A 16,547-nucleotide genomic window follows, 5' to 3' on the forward strand; every position below is an offset into this window, starting at 1 on the left:
CGATCCACGCGGTCGTTGTGCCCGCCTTCACAGGCACTGACCATATTTTCTGCTGTGGTCCGACTTCCTGGCGACGTTACCCGAGCCTGGGGCGGACTCCGAGTACCGCGGTGCCGACGCGCACATGTGTCGCTCCAGCGGCCACGGCCTGTTCGAGGTCCGCACTCATCCCTGCGGACACCATGGTTGCAGCCGGATGGGCGCGGCGCAGGTCAGTCGACAAATCCATGAGCCGCTCGAATGCCGCCTGTTCGCGTCCCGCGTACTCTCCGGTGAGCGGAGCGACGGTCATCAGCCCGTCGAGCCGCAGTCCCGGAGCCCGGGCCACGAGGTCGGCCAACTCTTCGATTCCGCCGGGCGCGACGCCACCGCGCTCGCCCCGCTCGCTTTCGCCGGCGTCGAGCGCGACCTGGAGGAGACACCCCACCTCGCGCTCCGCCCGCACGGCCTCGTTCGACAGCGCCGTGACGAGTCGCGCTCGGTCCACGGACTGCACGACATCCGCGTAACCGACCACGGAACGCACTTTGTTGGTCTGCAACTGACCGACAAAATGCCATTTCAGGGGCAGATCCGCACACGCGACGGCCTTCGGCGCGGCGTCCTGGTCGCGGTTCTCGGCGACGTGACGCACACCGAGTTCCGACAGAATCCGCACATCGCTCGCCGGGTAGGTCTTGGTGACCACGATCAGGGTCACCTCCTCCCGCTCACGCCCGGCCGCCGCACACGCTGCGGCGATGCGCTGCTCCACTTTCGCCAGATTTGCGGCGAGTTCGGTCTTACGGTCCGTCATGCCCCATCAGTCCAGCCAGACATAGGCCGCGAGGCGCCCCGTGGTGCGGTCGCGGCGGTATGAGAAGTGGTCGCCCGACTCCAGCGTGCACACCGGCGAGTGTTCCCGGTCGCGCACCCCGAGCCGGTCGAGCTGCGCCTGCACTCCGGCGCTCACATCGACCGCTGGCGTGCCCCAGCTCGTTTCGGCGTGCGCCGCCGGTTCGACGGCGGCCACCTCGGCGCGCATGTCCTCAGGCACCTCGTAGCACCGGCCGCAGACCGCCGGTCCGGTGCGGGCGACGATCCGGTCCGGCTCGGCGCCGAGTTCGGTCATGGCCCGTACGGCGGCGGGGACGACTCCCCGCACCATGCCGGGCCGCCCGGCGTGGGCCGCGGCCACCACCCCGGCGACGGGGTCGGCCAGCAGGACCGGCACGCAGTCGGCGGTGAGGACGGCGAGGGCGAGTCCGCGGCGGGCGGTGACGATCGCGTCGACCTGCGGCACCGGACGGTCTCCCCAGGGCTCGTCCACCACCACCGCATCCGCCCCGTGCACCTGGTTCATCCAGACGACCGAGCCGGGGTCGAGACCGAGCGACTTCGCCACCAGCTCGCGATTGGCCCGGACCGATCCGGGTTCGTCCCCGACCCCTCCGCCGAGGTTGAGCTCCTCATACGGAGCGGCGCTCACCCCGCCCCACCGGTCGGTGAAGGCGAAGTGCGCGCCGCTCACGCTCTCGCGCTGTCCTATCACTTCAGGAAGTCCGGCACGTCCAGCTCCTCGGCCGAGCTGTCCGAGTAGGTGCGCGGCGCCGGCGTGACCGGCGGGGTGACCGGGATGTCGGCCACCGGCTCGGGCGCGGGCTCCGGCTCCTCCTTCGGGGTCACGCTGCCGAGCGAGCCGAAGGACGGGCGGCTCTCCGGCTGCCGTACCGGAGCGGGCTCCTCGCGGCGGGCCGGGGCCGAAGCGGAGGACGAGCCGAGGACGTTGTCCCGGCGGGCCGGCGGCTGGCCGCCGTCGAAGCCGGCCGCGATCACGGTGACCCGCACCTCGTCGCCGAGGGCGTCGTCGATGACCGCGCCGAAGATGATGTTGGCCTCGGGGTGGGCGGCCTCGCTGACCAGCTGGGCGGCCTCGTTGATCTCGAACAGACCGAGGTCGGAGCCGCCGGAGATGGAGAGCAGCACGCCCCGGGCACCGTCGATGGACGCCTCCAGCAGCGGCGAGGAGATCGCCATCTCGGCCGCGGCCACCGCCCGGTCGTCGCCGCGGGCCGAGCCGATGCCCATCAGGGCCGAACCGGCCTCGGACATGACCGACTTGACGTCGGCGAAGTCGAGGTTGATCAGGCCGGGGGTGGTGATGAGGTCGGTGATGCCCTGGACACCGGAGAGCAGGACCTGGTCCGCCGACTTGAAGGCGTCGAGAACCGAGACCTGGCGGTCCGAGATGGACAGCAGCCGGTCGTTCGGGATGACGATGAGGGTGTCGACCTCTTCACGCAGCTCGGCGATGCCGTCCTCGGCCTGGTTCGCGCGGCGCCGTCCCTCGAAGGTGAACGGGCGCGTGACCACGCCGATGGTGAGGGCGCCGAGCGAGCGTGCGATGTTGGCCACGACGGGCGCCCCGCCGGTGCCGGTGCCGCCGCCTTCGCCGGCCGTCACGAAGACCATGTCGGCCCCCTTGAGGACCTCCTCGATCTCCTCGCGGTGGTCCTCGGCGGCCTTGCGGCCGACGGCCGGGTTGGCTCCGGCGCCGAGTCCGCGGGTGAGTTCACGGCCGACGTCGAGCTTGACGTCGGCGTCGCTCATCAACAGCGCCTGTGCGTCGGTGTTGATGGCGATGAACTCGACGCCCTTGAGACCGACCTCGATCATCCGGTTGATGGCATTGACACCACCGCCGCCGACACCGATGACCTTGATGACTGCGAGGTAGTTCTGCGGTGCTGCCACGTCGAAGGCCTCTCGCCTCGAATTACGTTGTCGCCGCCGGGCGGTGCCCCGCGCCGGGACGACGGATGCCGAATGGGACGGTCCGAACGCCGACCCGAACCCTAACCCTGAAGTTTAGGGTTACCAGTGTGTCTGTTCCCTGGAGTCTTCTGAACAGGACACTAAGTCGACAAGTGGCGCCCGTTCAACGAACACGCCGAACCTCCCGTTTTTCTTTTCACCCTATGTGATCAGCCGTAGCAGTGCCCAACCAGGGTGCTGGCCTGCGCTGATGTGCGTCAACTCCCCGATGACGCAGGGGCGGTGGGAACGCTGACGTCGAAGTGCCGCGCGCCGGGAGCTGCTTTCATGAGAGCTGCGAGGGCCCTTGCCTTGACGCGGCCGCTCTCGCTGCTGCCCCATGCCACCGTGCGACCGCCGCCCAACTCCAGCGAGATGTCGTCAAAGGAACGGACTTGGACGGTCCGGGTCTCCCGGGCGACCGCGGCCGACAGATCGCCGCCGACCCGGACCGCCTCGCGCACCAGCCGGTCGGTGCCGAAACGCCGGAAGCTCGCAGCACCGGACCCCTTCCGGGAGGCGGTCAATTCCAGCATCGGAACGCCTTTCGGCGCCTGCGAAACCGTAGCGAAACGGACACCTTTGTGGTCGACTTCGACGAAGTTCCCGGCTTTTCGGACAAGTAGCACCGGGGTGCGCTCGGTCACTTTCAGGCCGATTCCATGGGGCCAGGCGCGGACGACATCAACGGTGTCAATTCGGGGCAATTTCCGCCGAAGCCGGGCTTCGATGGCATTCGTGTCGACGGAAATCAGCGGCTTTCCGAGAGGCACGGAGGCGACCTCGCGGACCTCGGAGGGGGTCAGCACGAGCGTCCCGGAGACCGAGGCGTGGTCCACACGCAGCCACTGGGAGCCGTACAACGCCCAGACGGAGCAGCCGCCCAGGAGTGCCAGGGCGAGCGCCAGGATGACGATCACACGAAGGCGGCGTTTCCTCGACCGCCGCGCGGGCGGCGGGCCGGACGACTCCTGCTGGCGGTCACCGCGCTCGGCGGTCGTCGGTCCGGCCACGCTCACTGCCCTTTCGTCATACGGTCCTAACGGCGCGAGGCGATGGCCTCGTACACCATGCCGACGAGCAGCTCATCGGCGTCCCGGCGGCCGAACTCGCCCGCGGCGCGGGACATCTCGTACAGCCGGTGCGGGTCGGCGAGCACGGGCAGGACGTTGTGCTGCACCCACTCGGGCGTGAGTTCCGCGTCGTCGACGAGGAGCCCGCCGCCGGCCTTGACCACCGGCTGGGCGTTCAGCCGCTGTTCGCCGTTGCCGATGGGCAGCGGGACATAGGCGGCCGGGAGCCCGACGGCGGAGAGTTCGGCGACGGTCATCGCGCCCGCGCGGCAGAGCATCATGTCGGCGGCGGCGTACGCGAGGTCCATCCGGTCCAGATAACTTACCGGGATGTAAGGGGGCATTCCCGGCATCTGCTGCACCTGCGGCAGTTCGTTCTTCGGGCCGACCGCGTGCAGGATCTGGATGCCGGCCTGCTGGAGCCAGGGGGCGACCTGCTGGACCACCTCGTTGAGACGGCGGGCGCCCTGCGAGCCGCCGGTGACGAGCAGCGTCGGCAGGTTCGGGTCGAGCCCGAACATCGCGCGGGCCTCGGGGCGCGCGGCGGCGCGGTCCAGGGTGGCGATGGAGCGGCGCAGCGGGATGCCGATGTAGCGGGCGTCACGCAGCTTGCTGTCCGGGGTGGAGACCGCGACCCGGGCCGCGTACCGCGAGCCGATCTTGTTGGCCAGGCCGGGCCGCGCGTTGGCCTCGTGGATCACGATGGGCACGCCGAGGCGCTTGGCGGCCAGGTAGCCGGGCAGCGCGACATAGCCGCCGAAGCCGACCACACAGTCGGCCTTGGTGCGCTCCAGGATCTGCTCCGCGGCCTTGATCGTGCCGCGCAGCCGTCCCGGGACGGTGATCAGCTCGGGCGTGGGCTTGCGGGGCAGGGGCACCGCGGGGATCAGCGCCAGCTCGTAGCCGCGCTCCGGAACGAGCCGGGTCTCAAGGCCCCGCTCCGTGCCCAGGGCCGTGATCCCCACGGTGGGGTCCTGCCTGCGCAGGGCGTCCGCGAGGGCGAGCGCGGGCTCGATGTGGCCGGCGGTCCCCCCACCAGCGAGTACGACATGCACCGAAATTCACCGCTCTCTGGACGAGCGCGCCACCGAGGCGCGCCGTCGCATCGTGTTCCATCTCCGAGGCCCCCGCTCGGCACCGGAGCCTCCCGCCCGCTTTCTACCAAAGCGAGGTTGCCGCATCGCAAGCGCTGCCCGCGCAGCGGGCTCGTCGCGCGCGAAGGCGATCAGCAGCCCGATGGCGAACATGGTCGGCAGCAGGGCGGAACCTCCGTAGGAGAACAGCGGGAGGGGGACGCCGGCGATCGGCAGCAGGCCGAGCACCGCACCGATGTTGATCACCGCCTGGGCGGTGATCCAGGTGGTCACACCTCCCGCGGCGTACCTCACGAAGGGGTCCTCCGTGCGTCCGGCCACGCGGATACCCGCATAGCCTAGAGCCGCGAACAGGGCGAGCACCGACAGCGTCCCCGCCAGGCCCAGTTCCTCGCCGGTGACGGCGAAGATGAAGTCGGTGTGGGCTTCCGGAAGTTGGCCCCATTTTTCCACACTCGCGCCGAGGCCGGATCCGAAGAGTCCGCCGGAGGCGAGGGCGTAGATGCCGTGCACGGCCTGCCAGCAGTCGGCCACCCCGGACCTGGGTTCGGTGGCGCCGATGCAGGCGAGGCGGGCCATCCGGTTGGGGCTGGTCTTGATCAGGATCGCCCCGATCGCGCCCGCGATCGACAGCACCCCGGCGAACAGCCGGGTGGGCGCCCCCGCGAGCCAGAGCAGGCCGAAGAGGATCGCGGTGAGGATGATCGCGGTGCCCATGTCACCGCCGAGCATGATCAGCCCGAGCAGCAGGAAGGCGACCGGGACCAGCGGCACCAGCATGTGCTTCCACTGGGTCAGCAGCTTCTTGTCCTGCTTGCGGGCGATCAGGTCGGCGCCCCACAGCACCAGGGCGAGCTTGCCGAACTCGCTGGGCTGGATCTGGAAGGAGCCGCCGAGGGAGATCCAGTTCTGGTTGCCGTTGACGGCCATCCCTATCCCGGGCACCTGCACCAGGGCCATCAGGAAGACGGCGCCGGCGAGGATCGGGTACGCCAGGGCCCGGTGCAGCTTCACCGGCATGCGGGAGGCGGCGAACAGCAGTATGCCGCCGATGGCCGCCGCCAGGAACTGCTTGCGGAAGAAGTACGACCCCGGCAGCGAGAGCTGCAGCGCGGTGATCTGGGAGGCCGAGTAGACCATCACCAGCCCCAGCACGGTGATCAGCACGCTGCCGCCGAGGATCAGGTAGTAGGCGGTCAGCGGGCGGTCCCAGGCCTTCCGCGCGCGCATGTAGAGCCGCAGTACGGGGTTCTCGCGCGACGGCCGGGGGGAGGCGGGATGCCGGGACGCCCGCTGCACGGGCGGCCGGCCGGTGCGGCTACCGGGCATCAACGCCTCCACTGAACGTCGACCGTCCCACGCGTCCCTCCCAAGATCCGCCCGGCAGGCGGCCGGGGTCAGGCGCCGAGTTCGCGGACCGCCTCCGCGAACGCGTCACCGCGCTGGTTGTAGTTGGTGAACATGTCCATGGAGGCGCAGGCCGGGGCCAGCAGCACCGTGTCGCCGGGCTGAGCGAGCCGCTTCGCCTCCGTCACCGCCTGGAGCATCGCCCCAGTGTCGGTCCGTTCGAGGTCGACGACGGGTACCTGCGGGGCGTGTCGCGCAAGGGCGTCGCGGATCAGGGCGCGATCGGCGCCGATCAGGACCACGCCGCGAAGTCGTTTTGCCGACTTGGCGACCAGCTCGTCGAAGGCCGCGCCCTTCGCCAGACCACCCGCAATCCACACGATCGACTCATACGCCGCCAACGAGGCTTCCGCGGCATGAGTGTTGGTCGCCTTGGAATCGTCCACGTACGCCACCTGGTCGAGATCGGCGACGTGCGCGATGCGGTGGGCGTCGGGCCTGAAGGCCCTCAGGCCGTCGCGTACGGCCGTGGCGGGCACCCCGAAGGCGCGCGCGAGGGCCGCGGCGGCAAGGGCGTTCGCGATGTTGTGCGGGGCCGGCGGGTTGACGTCGCCGACCTCGGCGAGTTCCTGGGCGTTCTTGTGCCGGTTCTCGACGAAGGCGCGGTCGACCAGGATGCCGTCCACGACTCCGAGTTGGGAGGGACCCGGGGTACCGAGGGTGAACCCGATGGCCCGGCAGCCCTCTTCGACGTCGGCCTCGCGCACCAGGTCCTCGGTGAGCTTGTCGGCCACGTTGTAGACGCACGCGACCCGATTGCCTTCGAAGATGCGGCCCTTGTCGGCCGCGTAGGCCTCCATGGAGCCGTGCCAGTCGAGGTGGTCGGGCGCGAGGTTGAGGACCACGGCGGAGTGGGCGCGCAGCGAGGGCGCCCAGTGGAGCTGGTAGCTGGACAGCTCCACGGCGAGGACGTCGTGTTCCTCCTCGCCGAGGACCGCGTCCAGCAGGGAGACGCCGATGTTGCCGACGGCGGCCGTTCTGAGGCCTGCGGCCTTCAGGATCGACGCCAGCATCTGGACGGTGGTGGTCTTGCCGTTGGTGCCCGTCACGGCCAGCCAGGGAGCCGCGTCGGGGCCCCGCAGGCGCCAGGCCAGCTCCACGTCGCCCCAGACGGGCACGCCCGCCTTCTCCGCCGCCAGGAACAGCGGCTTGTCCGGCTTCCAGCCGGGTGCCGTGACGATCAGCTCGGTGCCCTCGGGCAGGGTCGCCCCGTCGCCGAGGCGCACGGTGATGCCGAGCGCCTCCAGCTCCGCGGCCTGCTCACGCGCGCGTGCGTCGTCGCCGTCGTTGACGACCGTGACGATCGCCCCGCGCGCGTGCAGCACTTTCGCCGCCGGGACGCCCGAGACGCCGAGCCCGGCGACGGTGACGTGCTTGCCCTGGAACTCAGAAGACCCTGACGGCACCGAGGAGGTCACTTTTCCGCTGCCCATCCTGCATAGAAGAGGCCAAGTCCGACAATCACACAGATGCCCTGGATGATCCAGAAGCGGACCACCACCAGGACTTCGGACCAGCCCTTGAGTTCGAAGTGGTGCTGGAGCGGCGCCATGCGGAAGACGCGCTTTCCGGTGAGCCGGAAGGAGCCGACCTGGATGACGACCGACATCGTGATGAGGACGAACAGACCGCCCATGATGGCCACCAGCAGCTCCGTGCGGGAGAGGATGGCCAGACCCGTGAGGACACCGCCGAGGGCGAGCGAGCCGGTGTCGCCCATGAAGATCTTCGCCGGGGAGGTGTTCCACCACAGGAAGCCCAGGCAGGCGCCCATCAACGCGGAGGCGACCACGGCGAGGTCGAGCGGGTCGCGCACCTCGTAGCAGGCGGTCGGGTTGGTCAGCGTCTGTGTGTTGGCGCAGGACTCCTGGAACTGCCAGACGCCGATGAACGTGTAGGCGCCGAAAACGAGCACGGAGGCGCCGGTGGCGAGGCCGTCCAGACCGTCGGTGAGGTTCACGCCGTTCGACATCGCAAGGATCATGAACAGCGCCCAGATCACGAACAGCACCGGGCCGATCGACCAGCCGAAGTCGGTGATGAACGACAGCTTGGTGGAGGCCGGGGTGTTGCCGCGCGCGTCGGAGAACATCAGCGACAGCACGGCGAAGGAGATGCCGACGATCAGCTGGCCCGCCATCTTCGCCTTGGCCCTCAGGCCCAGCGAACGCCGCTTGACGATCTTGATGTAGTCGTCCAGGAAGCCGACCAGGCCCATGCCGACCATCAGGCCGAGCACCAGCAGCCCGGAGAACGTCGGCGGCTTGCCGGTGATCACCTTGCTGAGGAAGTACGCGGCGACCGTCGCCAGGATGAAGGCGATGCCGCCCATGGTCGGCGTACCGCGCTTGCTGGCGTGCTCGCGCGGGCCGTCGTCACGGATGTACTGGCCGTAGCCCTTGCGGGCGAGCAGCTTGATCAGCAGCGGGGTGCCGACCAGCGTCAGGAAGAGGCCAATGACTCCCGAGAACAGGATCTGGTTCATCATCGGGCGGCAACCTCACCCTCGGCACCGGTCTCGATCAGCGCCTGCGCAACGCTTTCGAGCCCCACCGAACGGGACGCCTTCACGAGTACGACGTCTCCCGGGCGCAACTCGCTGCGCAACAGGTCGACCGCCGCCTGTGCGTCGGACACGTGCACCGACTCCTCACCCCACGAACCCTCGTTATATGCGCCCAGTTGCAACCAGGAGGCCTCAGTCCCCCCGACCGCGACGAGCTTGCTGACGTTGAGCCGGACGGCGAGCCGTCCGACGGCGTCGTGCTCGGCGAGCGCCTCGTCCCCCAGCTCGGCCATCTTGCCGAGCACCGCCCACGTGCGGCGCCCCTTGCCCATGGCCGCGAGCGCCTTGAGGGCGGCCCGCATGGACTCGGGGTTGGCGTTGTAGGCGTCGTTGACGATGGTCACGCCGTCCGGGCGCTCAGTGACCTCCATGCGCCAGCGGGAGAGGGAGCCCGCCTCGGAGAGCGCGCGGGCGATCTCGTCTGCGGACATGCCCAGCTCATGGGCGACGGCGGCCGCGGCGAGCGCGTTCGACACGTGGTGCTCACCGTACAGGCGCATGGTCACATCGCTTGCACCGGAGGGTGTGTGAAGCCTGAAGGCGGGCTGTCCGCTGTCCGTGAGTCGCACGTTCTCGGCGCGTACGTCCGCTTCGGCCGACTCTCCGAAAAGGACCACCTTCGCCTTGGTACGGGAGGCCATGGACCGGACCAGCGGGTCGTCGGCGTTGAGGATCGCGGATCCGTCCTCGGGAAGCCCCTCGATGATCTCGCCCTTCGCCTGGGCGATCTGCTCGCGGCCGCCGAACTCGCCGATGTGGGCGGTGCCGACGTTGAGGACGAGGCCGACCCTGGGGGGCGTGAGGCTGGTGAGGTAGCGGATGTCGCCGATGTAGCGCGCGCCCATCTCCAGCACGAGGTACTGCGTGTCGTGCGCGACCCGCAGCGCGGTCAGCGGAAGGCCGATCTCGTTGTTGAGATTGCCTTCCGGCCAGATCGTGGGCGCCTTGCTGTTCAGCACCTGGGCGATGAGGTCCTTGGTGCTCGTCTTGCCGGCCGATCCGGTGAGCGCGACGAGGGTCGCGCCCGCCTTCGTCACGACGTGGCGCGCGAGGGCGCCCAGCGCCTTGGTGACGTCGTCCACGACGATCGCGGGCACGCCGAGGGGCCGGGAGGCCAGCACGGCCGCCGCACCGGCCTCGACGACCGCCTGGGCGTAGTCGTGGCCGTCGACGCGCTCGCCGACGAACGCGGCGAAGAGGCTGCCTGGCCGAACCTCCCGGGAGTCCCGGACGACCGGTCCCGTGACCTGGACGGACGGATCCGGTATGTCGTGCGTCTGCCCGCCGACGACTGCTGCGATCTCGGCGAGGGAGAGGGCGATCACAAGTTCATCCCTGGGTCTTCTGGATAGCTTCGCGAAGCACCTGGCGGTCGTCGAAGGGACGGACCACGCCGGCGATGTCCTGGCCCTGCTCGTGGCCCTTGCCCGCGACCAGCACCGTGTCACCGGGGGCCGCGCGGCCCACGGCGGCGGCGATCGCGGCGGCCCGGTCCTCGAAGAGGAGCACCTCTCCGCGCTCGTGCGCGGGCACGGAGGCCGCGCCCTGGAGCATGGTCGCGAGGATCGCGAGGGGGTCCTCGGAGCGGGGGTTGTCGGAGGTCAGTACGGCCGTGTCGGAGAGCCGGGCCGCGGCGGCACCCATCGGGGCGCGCTTGGTCTGGTCGCGGTCGCCGCCGCAGCCGAGGACGACGTGCAGCCGGCCCTTGGTGACCTTGCGCAGCGCCTTGAGCACCGACTCGACCGCGTCGGTCTTGTGGGCGTAGTCGACGACCGCGAGATACGACTGCCCGGCGTCCACCCGCTCCAGACGGCCGGGGACTCCCGGTACGGCGGCGATGCCGTCGGCGGCGGCCTGCGGGTCGAGGCCGGCCGCGGCGAGGGCGACGACGGCGGCGAGGGTGTTCGCCACGTTGAAGGGGCCCGGCAGCGGCGACCTGGCGTGGATACGCTCGCCCTGGGGGCCGATGACGGTGAACGTCGAGTCCATGGGGCCGACCTGGACGTCCTCGGCGCGCCAGTCGGCGTCGGGGTGGCCCTCGGCGGAGAAGGTGACGACCGGGACGCCGGCCTCCTTCGCGAGCCGGCGGCCGTACTCGTCGTCGGCGTTGATCACACCGAGTCTGCTGCGTTCGGGCGTGAACAGCTGCGCCTTGGCCTGGAAGTAGTCCTCCATGTCGGAGTGGAACTCCATGTGTTCCGGGCTGAGGTTGCTGAACACGGCGATGTCGAAGACACAGCCGTCGACCCGGCCGAGGACCAGGGCGTGGCTGGAGACCTCCATGGCGACCGCCTCGACGCCGCGTTCGCGCATGACGGCGAACAGGGCCTGCAGGTCGGTGGCTTCGGGGGTGGTGCGCTCGGACTTGATCCGCTCCTCGCCGATGCGCATCTCGACGGTGCCGATGAGTCCGGTGGCGCGGGCGGTCTTCAGTCCGCCCTCGACCAGGTAGGCGGTGGTGGTCTTGCCGGAGGTGCCGGTGATGCCGATCTGGAGCAGGTCGCGGCCGGGGCGGCCGTAGATCGTCGCCGCCAGTTCGCCCATCCGCGCGCGCGGGTCGTCCACGACCAGGACCGGCAGTCCGGTCGCGGCGGCGCGCCCGGCGCCCGCCGGGTCGGTCAGCACGGCGACCGCGCCGAGGCCGGCGGCCTGGGTGACGAAGTCGGCGCCGTGCAGGCGGGCGCCCGGGAGGGCGGCGTACAGGTCACCGGGGCGGACGGCGCGCGAGTCGTGGGTGATCCCCGTGACCTCGGCGGCGCCGGCCGGAGCGGCGGCACCCAGCTGATCGGCCAGTTCCGCGAGGGGTGTGGCGGAGACCTGGACCGGTCGCGGCGGTCCCGGATATGTCACGGAAGCGCCTTTCTGGGTGGTTTGGGACTGATCAGCGTGTGGCACGGCGGTGAGCGTACCGGGCGCACCGGCTCCGGAGCGAAGTGAGGGCTCTTGAGCGCCTTGGTTCCCGGCATCGGGGGTGATCGTTGTCACGAACTCGTTCCTGGTGTTTCCGAGGTGCTGATCAGGGCTTGTAGGTGACGGGCAGGTTCGCGGCCCTCGCCCCGGTCGGCGGGACCTGGAGGGTCTTCAGGGCGAACTCCATCACCTGCTTGTAGATGGGTCCACAGATCTGGCCGCCGTAGTAGCTGCCGGAGGTGGCATTCTGGATCGCGCAGTAGACCGTGATCCGCGGGTTGTCCGCGGGTGCGAATCCGGCGAACGACGAGGTGTATCCGCGGTACCTGCCGGTGGCCGGATCCACGCGGTTGGCCGTGCCGGTCTTGCCCGCGACCCGGTACCCGGGGATACGGGCCTTGATGCCGGTGCCCTGCTCGTCGTCCACGACGGACTCCAGCATCTGGGCGAGCGTCCTCGCGGTCTTCTCGCTGACCACACGGGTCTTCTTCGGCTGCGGGGCGGGGGTGAAGCGTCCGTCGGCACCCTCGGTGCCGCGCACCAGGGTCGGCTCGACGCGGACACCGCCGTTGGCGATCGTGGAGTAGACGGAGGCGGCCTGCATGGCGCTGAGGGAGAAGCCCTGGCCGAAAGGAACCGTGTACTGCTGCGACGTCGACCACTTGCCGGCGGGCGCGAGGATGCCCCTGGTCTCGCCGGGGAAGCCGAGCCCGGTGGAACTGCCGATGCCGAACTTGCGCAGGACCGAGTAGAGGACCTTGTTGGCCTCCGGCTGGGTCCTGCCGAGCTGGCCGGTGGCGAGGATGGTGCCGATGTTGCTGGACTTGGCGAGCACGCCGTTGAGCGTGAGGTACCAGGTGTCATGGTCGACGTCGTCCTGGAAGAGCCGGTCCCCGCGGTGCAGCCGGTTCGGTACGACGACGTGGGTGAGCGGGGTGGCCGCGTTCTGCTCCAGTACGGCCGCCATCGACATCACCTTGGCGGTGGAGCCGGGCTCGTAGGCGTCCTGGACGGCCGCGTTGCCCATGGCCGCGCCGTCGGCCTTCGCCAGGTCGTTCGGGTCGAAGCCGGGCGAGTTGGCCATGGCCAGGATCTGGCCGGTGCGGGCGTCCTGGACGATGACGTAGCCGCGGTCCGCCCTGGACTTCTTCACCTGCTCGCTGATGGCGTTCTGGGCGGCCCACTGGATGTCGCGGTCGATGGTGAGTTCCGCGTCGGAGCCGGGCACGGCGGGGGTCTCCGTCGATCCCACGGTGGGCACCTCGCGGCCGCCGGACTGGGCGTAGCGGATCTTGCCGTCCTTGCCGGACAGCTGCTTGTTCAGCTCCTGCTCGATGCCGCCGCCGCCCTGGCCGTCGGTGTTGACCCAGCCCAGAATCCCGGCGGCGAGGTCGCCGTTGGGATACACGCGCTGGCTGCTGGGGTCGGCGAAGACGCCGGAGAGCACGTTGGCCGTGTTGTTGTCGGTCTCGGCCTTCTTGGCGAGCGCGGCCTTCAGGTCCCTGATCTGCTTCCAGACCTGCGGGGTCTGGCGGTTGGCGAGCCGGGTGTAGCGCGACTGCTTGTTCTCGGGCCTGAGCTTCTTGACGAGCGTGGCCTGGTCCTGGCCGAGGATCGGCGCGAGCAGCGCGGCGGCCTGCTCGGGGCCGTTGTCGATCTTCAGCTGCTTGACGGTGAACATCGTCGGGTCGGCCGTGATGTCGTACGCGTTCTCGCTGATCGCGAGGGGCACGCCGTTACGGTCGGTGATCCCGCCGCGCTCGGCGGCCAGGGTGTGCACGACGTACCGGTTCTGTTCGGCCTTGGCGGCGTACGCGCTGGCGTCGACGGCCTGGACCTGGAGCAGCCGTACGACGAAGGCGAGCAGGACCAGGGTGAGCGCGAGGCCGACCAGGCGCAGCCGGGGGCGGGGCCTGCCGAGCCGGAGGGGCGGCGGCGGCATGGGCCGGGCCCCGCTCGGCCGGCGGACCGGACGGGTACCGGGCCCGGGCTGCCGCCGGACGGCACCCCGCGGCCGGGGAGGCTTCGCGGGGCCGGGCACACGGCGGCGCGGCGGTTCCCTGTCGGACACTTCCGTCACCTGCCGGGGGTCGGGGTGGGCGCGGGCTGGAGGGTGGAGAGCGGCGCCACCGCCTCTGTCGGGGTGGTCACCGGGGCCGGGGCCGAGGGGGTGGGCGTGACGAGCGGCTGGGCCGGCGTGACCGAGGGTGCCGGGGAGGGGCCGGCGGCCGGGGCGACCACCTCGGGGGCCACCGGGGCGACCACCTCGGGGGCGACCGGGGCGGTGAAGGCGGCGGGCTCGGGGCTCGCGACGCCCGGTACGCCCTTGACGGTGCCGTCGGGGCCGAGGAAGGCCGGGTCGCCGCCGGGGACCATGCCGAGTTGGCGCGCGCGGCGCTGGAGGGCGTCGGGGGACGAGTAGGCGTCAATGTCCCGCTGGAGGGCCTGTTCCTCGTCGGTGAGGTTCTTCGTCTGCTTCTGCAGGGCGTCGAGTTTGAACGAGCCTTCGCTGAGTGCCGAGTTCAGTACCAGCAGCCCGATGAGGCCGCCGCCGAGCAGCAGGACGACGAGGAGGACGAACGGGGCGCGGGCCGCGCGGGCGCGGCCGGCCGGGAAGAGCCGGGCGAGCCGGGCGGCCCTCCCCCTCAGTTCGGGTTTCCTACTCACTGACCCTCCGCCGGCACAGATGAGCAGCCGGGGGCGCCACCGGCCCTCCGACGGGTTCGGAAACCCAACCGACCCGATTCGCTCACTCGGCCTCCTCTCTGATGCGCTCGGCGCCGCGCAGCCGCGCCGGAGCAGCCCGGCGGTTCACGGCGATCTCTTCCTCGGTGGGAAGTTCGGCACCGCGCGTGAGCAGCTTGAGCCGCGGCTGGTAGCGCTCGGGCACGACCGGCAGACCGGGCGGGGCGGTGGACGCGGCACCGGCCGCGAACACCTGCTTGACCAGCCGGTCTTCAAGTGAGTGGTACGACAGCACCGCGATGCGTCCGCCGACGCCGAGGGCCTGCACGGCAGCCGGAATCGCCCGCTCCAGGACGGACAGCTCGCCGTTGACCTCGATCCGCAGCGCCTGGAAGGTGCGCTTGGCCGGGTTGCCGCCGGTGCGCTTGGCGGCCTGCGGCAGCGCGTCCCTGATCAGCTCGACCAGCCGCGCGCTGTTGCTGAACGGCTCCCTCTCGCGCTCGCGGACGATCGCGGAGACGATCCGCTTGGCCTGCTTCTCCTCGCCGTACGCGCGCAGGATCCGCACCAGCTCGCCCGCCGGATAGGTGTTGAGGACGTCGGCCGCGCTGATGCCGGTCGTCTGGTCCATGCGCATGTCGAGGGGGGCGTCCTGGGCGTAGGCGAAGCCGCGGTCGGCCTCGTCCAGTTGCATGGAGGAGACGCCGAGGTCGAACAGGACGCCCTGCACGCGCGCGAGGCCGAGCCTGTGCAGTACGTCGGGCAGCTCGTCGTACACGGCGTGCACGAGGGTGGCGCGCTCACCGAAGGGGGCGAGCCGCTCACCGGACAGCCGCAGCGCCTCCTTGTCCCGGTCGAGGGCGATCAGCCGCGCCTCGGGGAACCGGGTCAGCAGCGCCTCACTGTGGCCGCCGAGGCCGAGGGTGCAGTCGACGACCACCGCTCCCGGCCGCTCCAGGGCGGGCGCCAGCAGATCCAGGCACCGCTGGAGCATCACCGGGACGTGTCGACTCTGGCTCAAGGGGGCCTCTCAGTTCCGGCGCGGGCCGTACGCACCGCCGGGTCCCCGCCCGCTCGGTGAAGGGGAGGCCTGCCGGCGCCGGAAGCGTCAGCCGACCGGGAGCGGGAGGAGGCCGAGCCGTACGTACGCGCCGCGCACGTGGGGAGACGGTCCGGGCGGGTGCCGGGATCTCCAGGGGTTTCACCAGCAGGGAGAGCCGCGTCTCCCGCTTCGCGTCACTTTAGTCCACCGTGTCGCGCGGTCAATCAACCGGCCTGCGCGTCGCGTACCGCATCCCGGCGGGAGCCGCAATTCGAACGGATTCACCCGTGCGGTCACCGTTTGCCCTCCGTATGGGTTAGCTCACAACAAGCCACGATGACGTTCTTTGTCCCATTCTCACAGCAGGCCGGGACCGGAGGTGACCAGTAACGTCATGAGTATGACGACTTCCGCAGCAGTTCCCACTGGATCCGAAGGCGCCATAACCAGCGACGGCACCGTGACCGACCGCCTGGTGGAGGCCAATCAGCAGTACGCCACCGCCTTCACTGACCCCGGCATGGACGCCCGTCCCGTGCTCCACGTGGCAGTGGTGGCCTGCATGGACGCCCGACTCGACCTGCACGCCGCGCTCGGTCTGGAGCTCGGCGACTGCCACACCATCCGCAACGCGGGCGGAGTCGTCACCGACGACGTGATCCGCTCCCTCACCATCAGCCAGCGGGCGCTCGGCACCCGCAGCGTCGTCCTGATCCACCACACAGGATGCGGTCTGGAGTCCCTCACCGAGGACTTCCGGCACGAACTGGAGATGGAGGTCGGCCAGCGCCCGGCGTGGGCGGTGGAGTCCTTCCGGGACGTCGACCAGGACGTGCGCCAGTCCATGCAGCGGGTGCGCACCTCGCCGTTCCTGCTGCACACCGACAACGTGCGCGGCTTCGTCTTCGATGTGCACACGGGCCTGCTGCGCGAGATCGACCCGGCCTGAGCCCGGCCCGACCAGGCGCACCGGCCCG

The 16,547-nt window shown here is 70.5% G+C and carries 14 protein-coding genes; 1 reads left to right on the forward strand and 13 read right to left on the reverse strand.

The features are described from left to right. Nucleotides 1-76: 76 nt before the first annotated feature. The 13 genes from AQI88_RS05410 to rsmH all read right to left on the reverse strand — a co-directional run bounded on the left by AQI88_RS05410 (nucleotide 77) and on the right by rsmH (nucleotide 15,549). Nucleotides 77-796, reverse strand: coding sequence for a YggS family pyridoxal phosphate-dependent enzyme (locus AQI88_RS05410; RefSeq protein ID WP_066992673.1), 720 nt, complete (start codon nucleotides 794-796; stop codon nucleotides 77-79). Between the two features lie 6 nt (nucleotides 797-802). Beyond that, complete coding sequence (gene pgeF / locus AQI88_RS05415; RefSeq protein WP_066992675.1) at nucleotides 803-1,531, reverse strand: peptidoglycan editing factor PgeF; 729 nt, start codon at nucleotides 1,529-1,531, stop codon at nucleotides 803-805. Further along, nucleotides 1,528-2,733: a cell division protein FtsZ gene (gene ftsZ / locus AQI88_RS05420; RefSeq protein ID WP_066992678.1), complete on the reverse strand. Its 1,206-nt coding sequence runs from the start codon at nucleotides 2,731-2,733 to the stop codon at nucleotides 1,528-1,530. Before ftsZ ends, pgeF begins: the two co-directional genes overlap by 4 nt. A gap of 278 nt (nucleotides 2,734-3,011) precedes the next feature. After that, on the reverse strand, nucleotides 3,012-3,806 hold the full coding sequence (locus AQI88_RS05425) for a cell division protein FtsQ/DivIB (protein ID WP_066993704.1): 795 nt from the start codon (nucleotides 3,804-3,806) through the stop codon (nucleotides 3,012-3,014). Between the two features lie 26 nt (nucleotides 3,807-3,832). After that, the gene (gene murG / locus AQI88_RS05430) at nucleotides 3,833-4,921 is read right to left on the reverse strand and encodes an undecaprenyldiphospho-muramoylpentapeptide beta-N-acetylglucosaminyltransferase (RefSeq protein ID WP_066992681.1); all 1,089 of its coding nucleotides are present in this window, start codon (nucleotides 4,919-4,921) and stop codon (nucleotides 3,833-3,835) included. Between the two features lie 6 nt (nucleotides 4,922-4,927). Then, the gene (gene ftsW / locus AQI88_RS05435; protein WP_066992684.1) at nucleotides 4,928-6,289 is read right to left on the reverse strand and encodes a putative lipid II flippase FtsW; all 1,362 of its coding nucleotides are present in this window, start codon (nucleotides 6,287-6,289) and stop codon (nucleotides 4,928-4,930) included. 68 nt (nucleotides 6,290-6,357) lie between these two features. Further along, nucleotides 6,358-7,800 carry a UDP-N-acetylmuramoyl-L-alanine--D-glutamate ligase gene (gene murD, locus AQI88_RS05440; RefSeq protein WP_208615718.1) on the reverse strand — a complete coding sequence of 481 codons (1,443 nt, stop codon included), beginning with the start codon at nucleotides 7,798-7,800 and terminating at the stop codon, nucleotides 6,358-6,360. After that, complete coding sequence (mraY, locus tag AQI88_RS05445) at nucleotides 7,782-8,855, reverse strand: phospho-N-acetylmuramoyl-pentapeptide-transferase (RefSeq protein WP_066992688.1); 1,074 nt, start codon at nucleotides 8,853-8,855, stop codon at nucleotides 7,782-7,784. The genes murD and mraY overlap by 19 nt, the downstream gene beginning before the upstream one ends. Next, the gene (locus tag AQI88_RS05450) at nucleotides 8,852-10,258 is read right to left on the reverse strand and encodes a UDP-N-acetylmuramoyl-tripeptide--D-alanyl-D-alanine ligase (protein WP_066992692.1); all 1,407 of its coding nucleotides are present in this window, start codon (nucleotides 10,256-10,258) and stop codon (nucleotides 8,852-8,854) included. The genes mraY and AQI88_RS05450 overlap by 4 nt, the downstream gene beginning before the upstream one ends. A 4-nt stretch (nucleotides 10,259-10,262) precedes the next feature. Continuing rightward, the gene (locus tag AQI88_RS05455) at nucleotides 10,263-11,918 is read right to left on the reverse strand and encodes a UDP-N-acetylmuramoyl-L-alanyl-D-glutamate--2,6-diaminopimelate ligase (protein ID WP_208615719.1); all 1,656 of its coding nucleotides are present in this window, start codon (nucleotides 11,916-11,918) and stop codon (nucleotides 10,263-10,265) included. A 31-nt stretch (nucleotides 11,919-11,949) separates the two neighbouring features. After that, entirely contained in the window at nucleotides 11,950-13,914 is a 1,965-nt protein-coding gene (locus tag AQI88_RS05460) for a peptidoglycan D,D-transpeptidase FtsI family protein (RefSeq protein ID WP_279616524.1), read from the reverse strand. A 5-nt stretch (nucleotides 13,915-13,919) separates the two neighbouring features. Next, complete coding sequence (gene ftsL, locus AQI88_RS05465) at nucleotides 13,920-14,510, reverse strand: cell division protein FtsL (protein ID WP_066992699.1); 591 nt, start codon at nucleotides 14,508-14,510, stop codon at nucleotides 13,920-13,922. Between the two features lie 82 nt (nucleotides 14,511-14,592). Next, nucleotides 14,593-15,549: a 16S rRNA (cytosine(1402)-N(4))-methyltransferase RsmH gene (rsmH, locus tag AQI88_RS05470; protein WP_079057402.1), complete on the reverse strand. Its 957-nt coding sequence runs from the start codon at nucleotides 15,547-15,549 to the stop codon at nucleotides 14,593-14,595. A gap of 421 nt (nucleotides 15,550-15,970) precedes the next feature. On the opposite strand from rsmH, the gene AQI88_RS05475 reads away from it, so the two are divergent. Further along, nucleotides 15,971-16,519, forward strand: a complete 549-nt coding sequence (locus AQI88_RS05475) for a beta-class carbonic anhydrase (protein ID WP_066992704.1) — start codon at nucleotides 15,971-15,973, stop codon at nucleotides 16,517-16,519. The last annotated feature ends 28 nt before the right edge of the window (nucleotides 16,520-16,547 follow it).

Origin of the sequence: Streptomyces cellostaticus (assembly GCF_001513965.1) — a bacterium.
GTDB lineage: Bacteria > Actinomycetota > Actinomycetes > Streptomycetales > Streptomycetaceae > Streptomyces > Streptomyces cellostaticus.

Bases quoted from the DNA above. Each gene is read 5' to 3' on its own strand.
- AQI88_RS05410 (WP_066992673.1), bottom strand. From the start codon at position 796: ATGACGGACCGTAAGACCGAACTCGCCGCAAATCTGGCGAAAGTGGAG.
- ftsW (WP_066992684.1), bottom strand. From the start codon at position 6,289: ATGCCCGGTAGCCGCACCGGCCGGCCGCCCGTGCAGCGGGCGTCCCGG.
- murD (WP_208615718.1), bottom strand. From the start codon at position 7,800: ATGGGCAGCGGAAAAGTGACCTCCTCGGTGCCGTCAGGGTCTTCTGAG.
- mraY (WP_066992688.1), bottom strand. From the start codon at position 8,855: ATGATGAACCAGATCCTGTTCTCGGGAGTCATTGGCCTCTTCCTGACG.
- AQI88_RS05475 (WP_066992704.1), top strand. From the start codon at position 15,971: ATGACGACTTCCGCAGCAGTTCCCACTGGATCCGAAGGCGCCATAACC.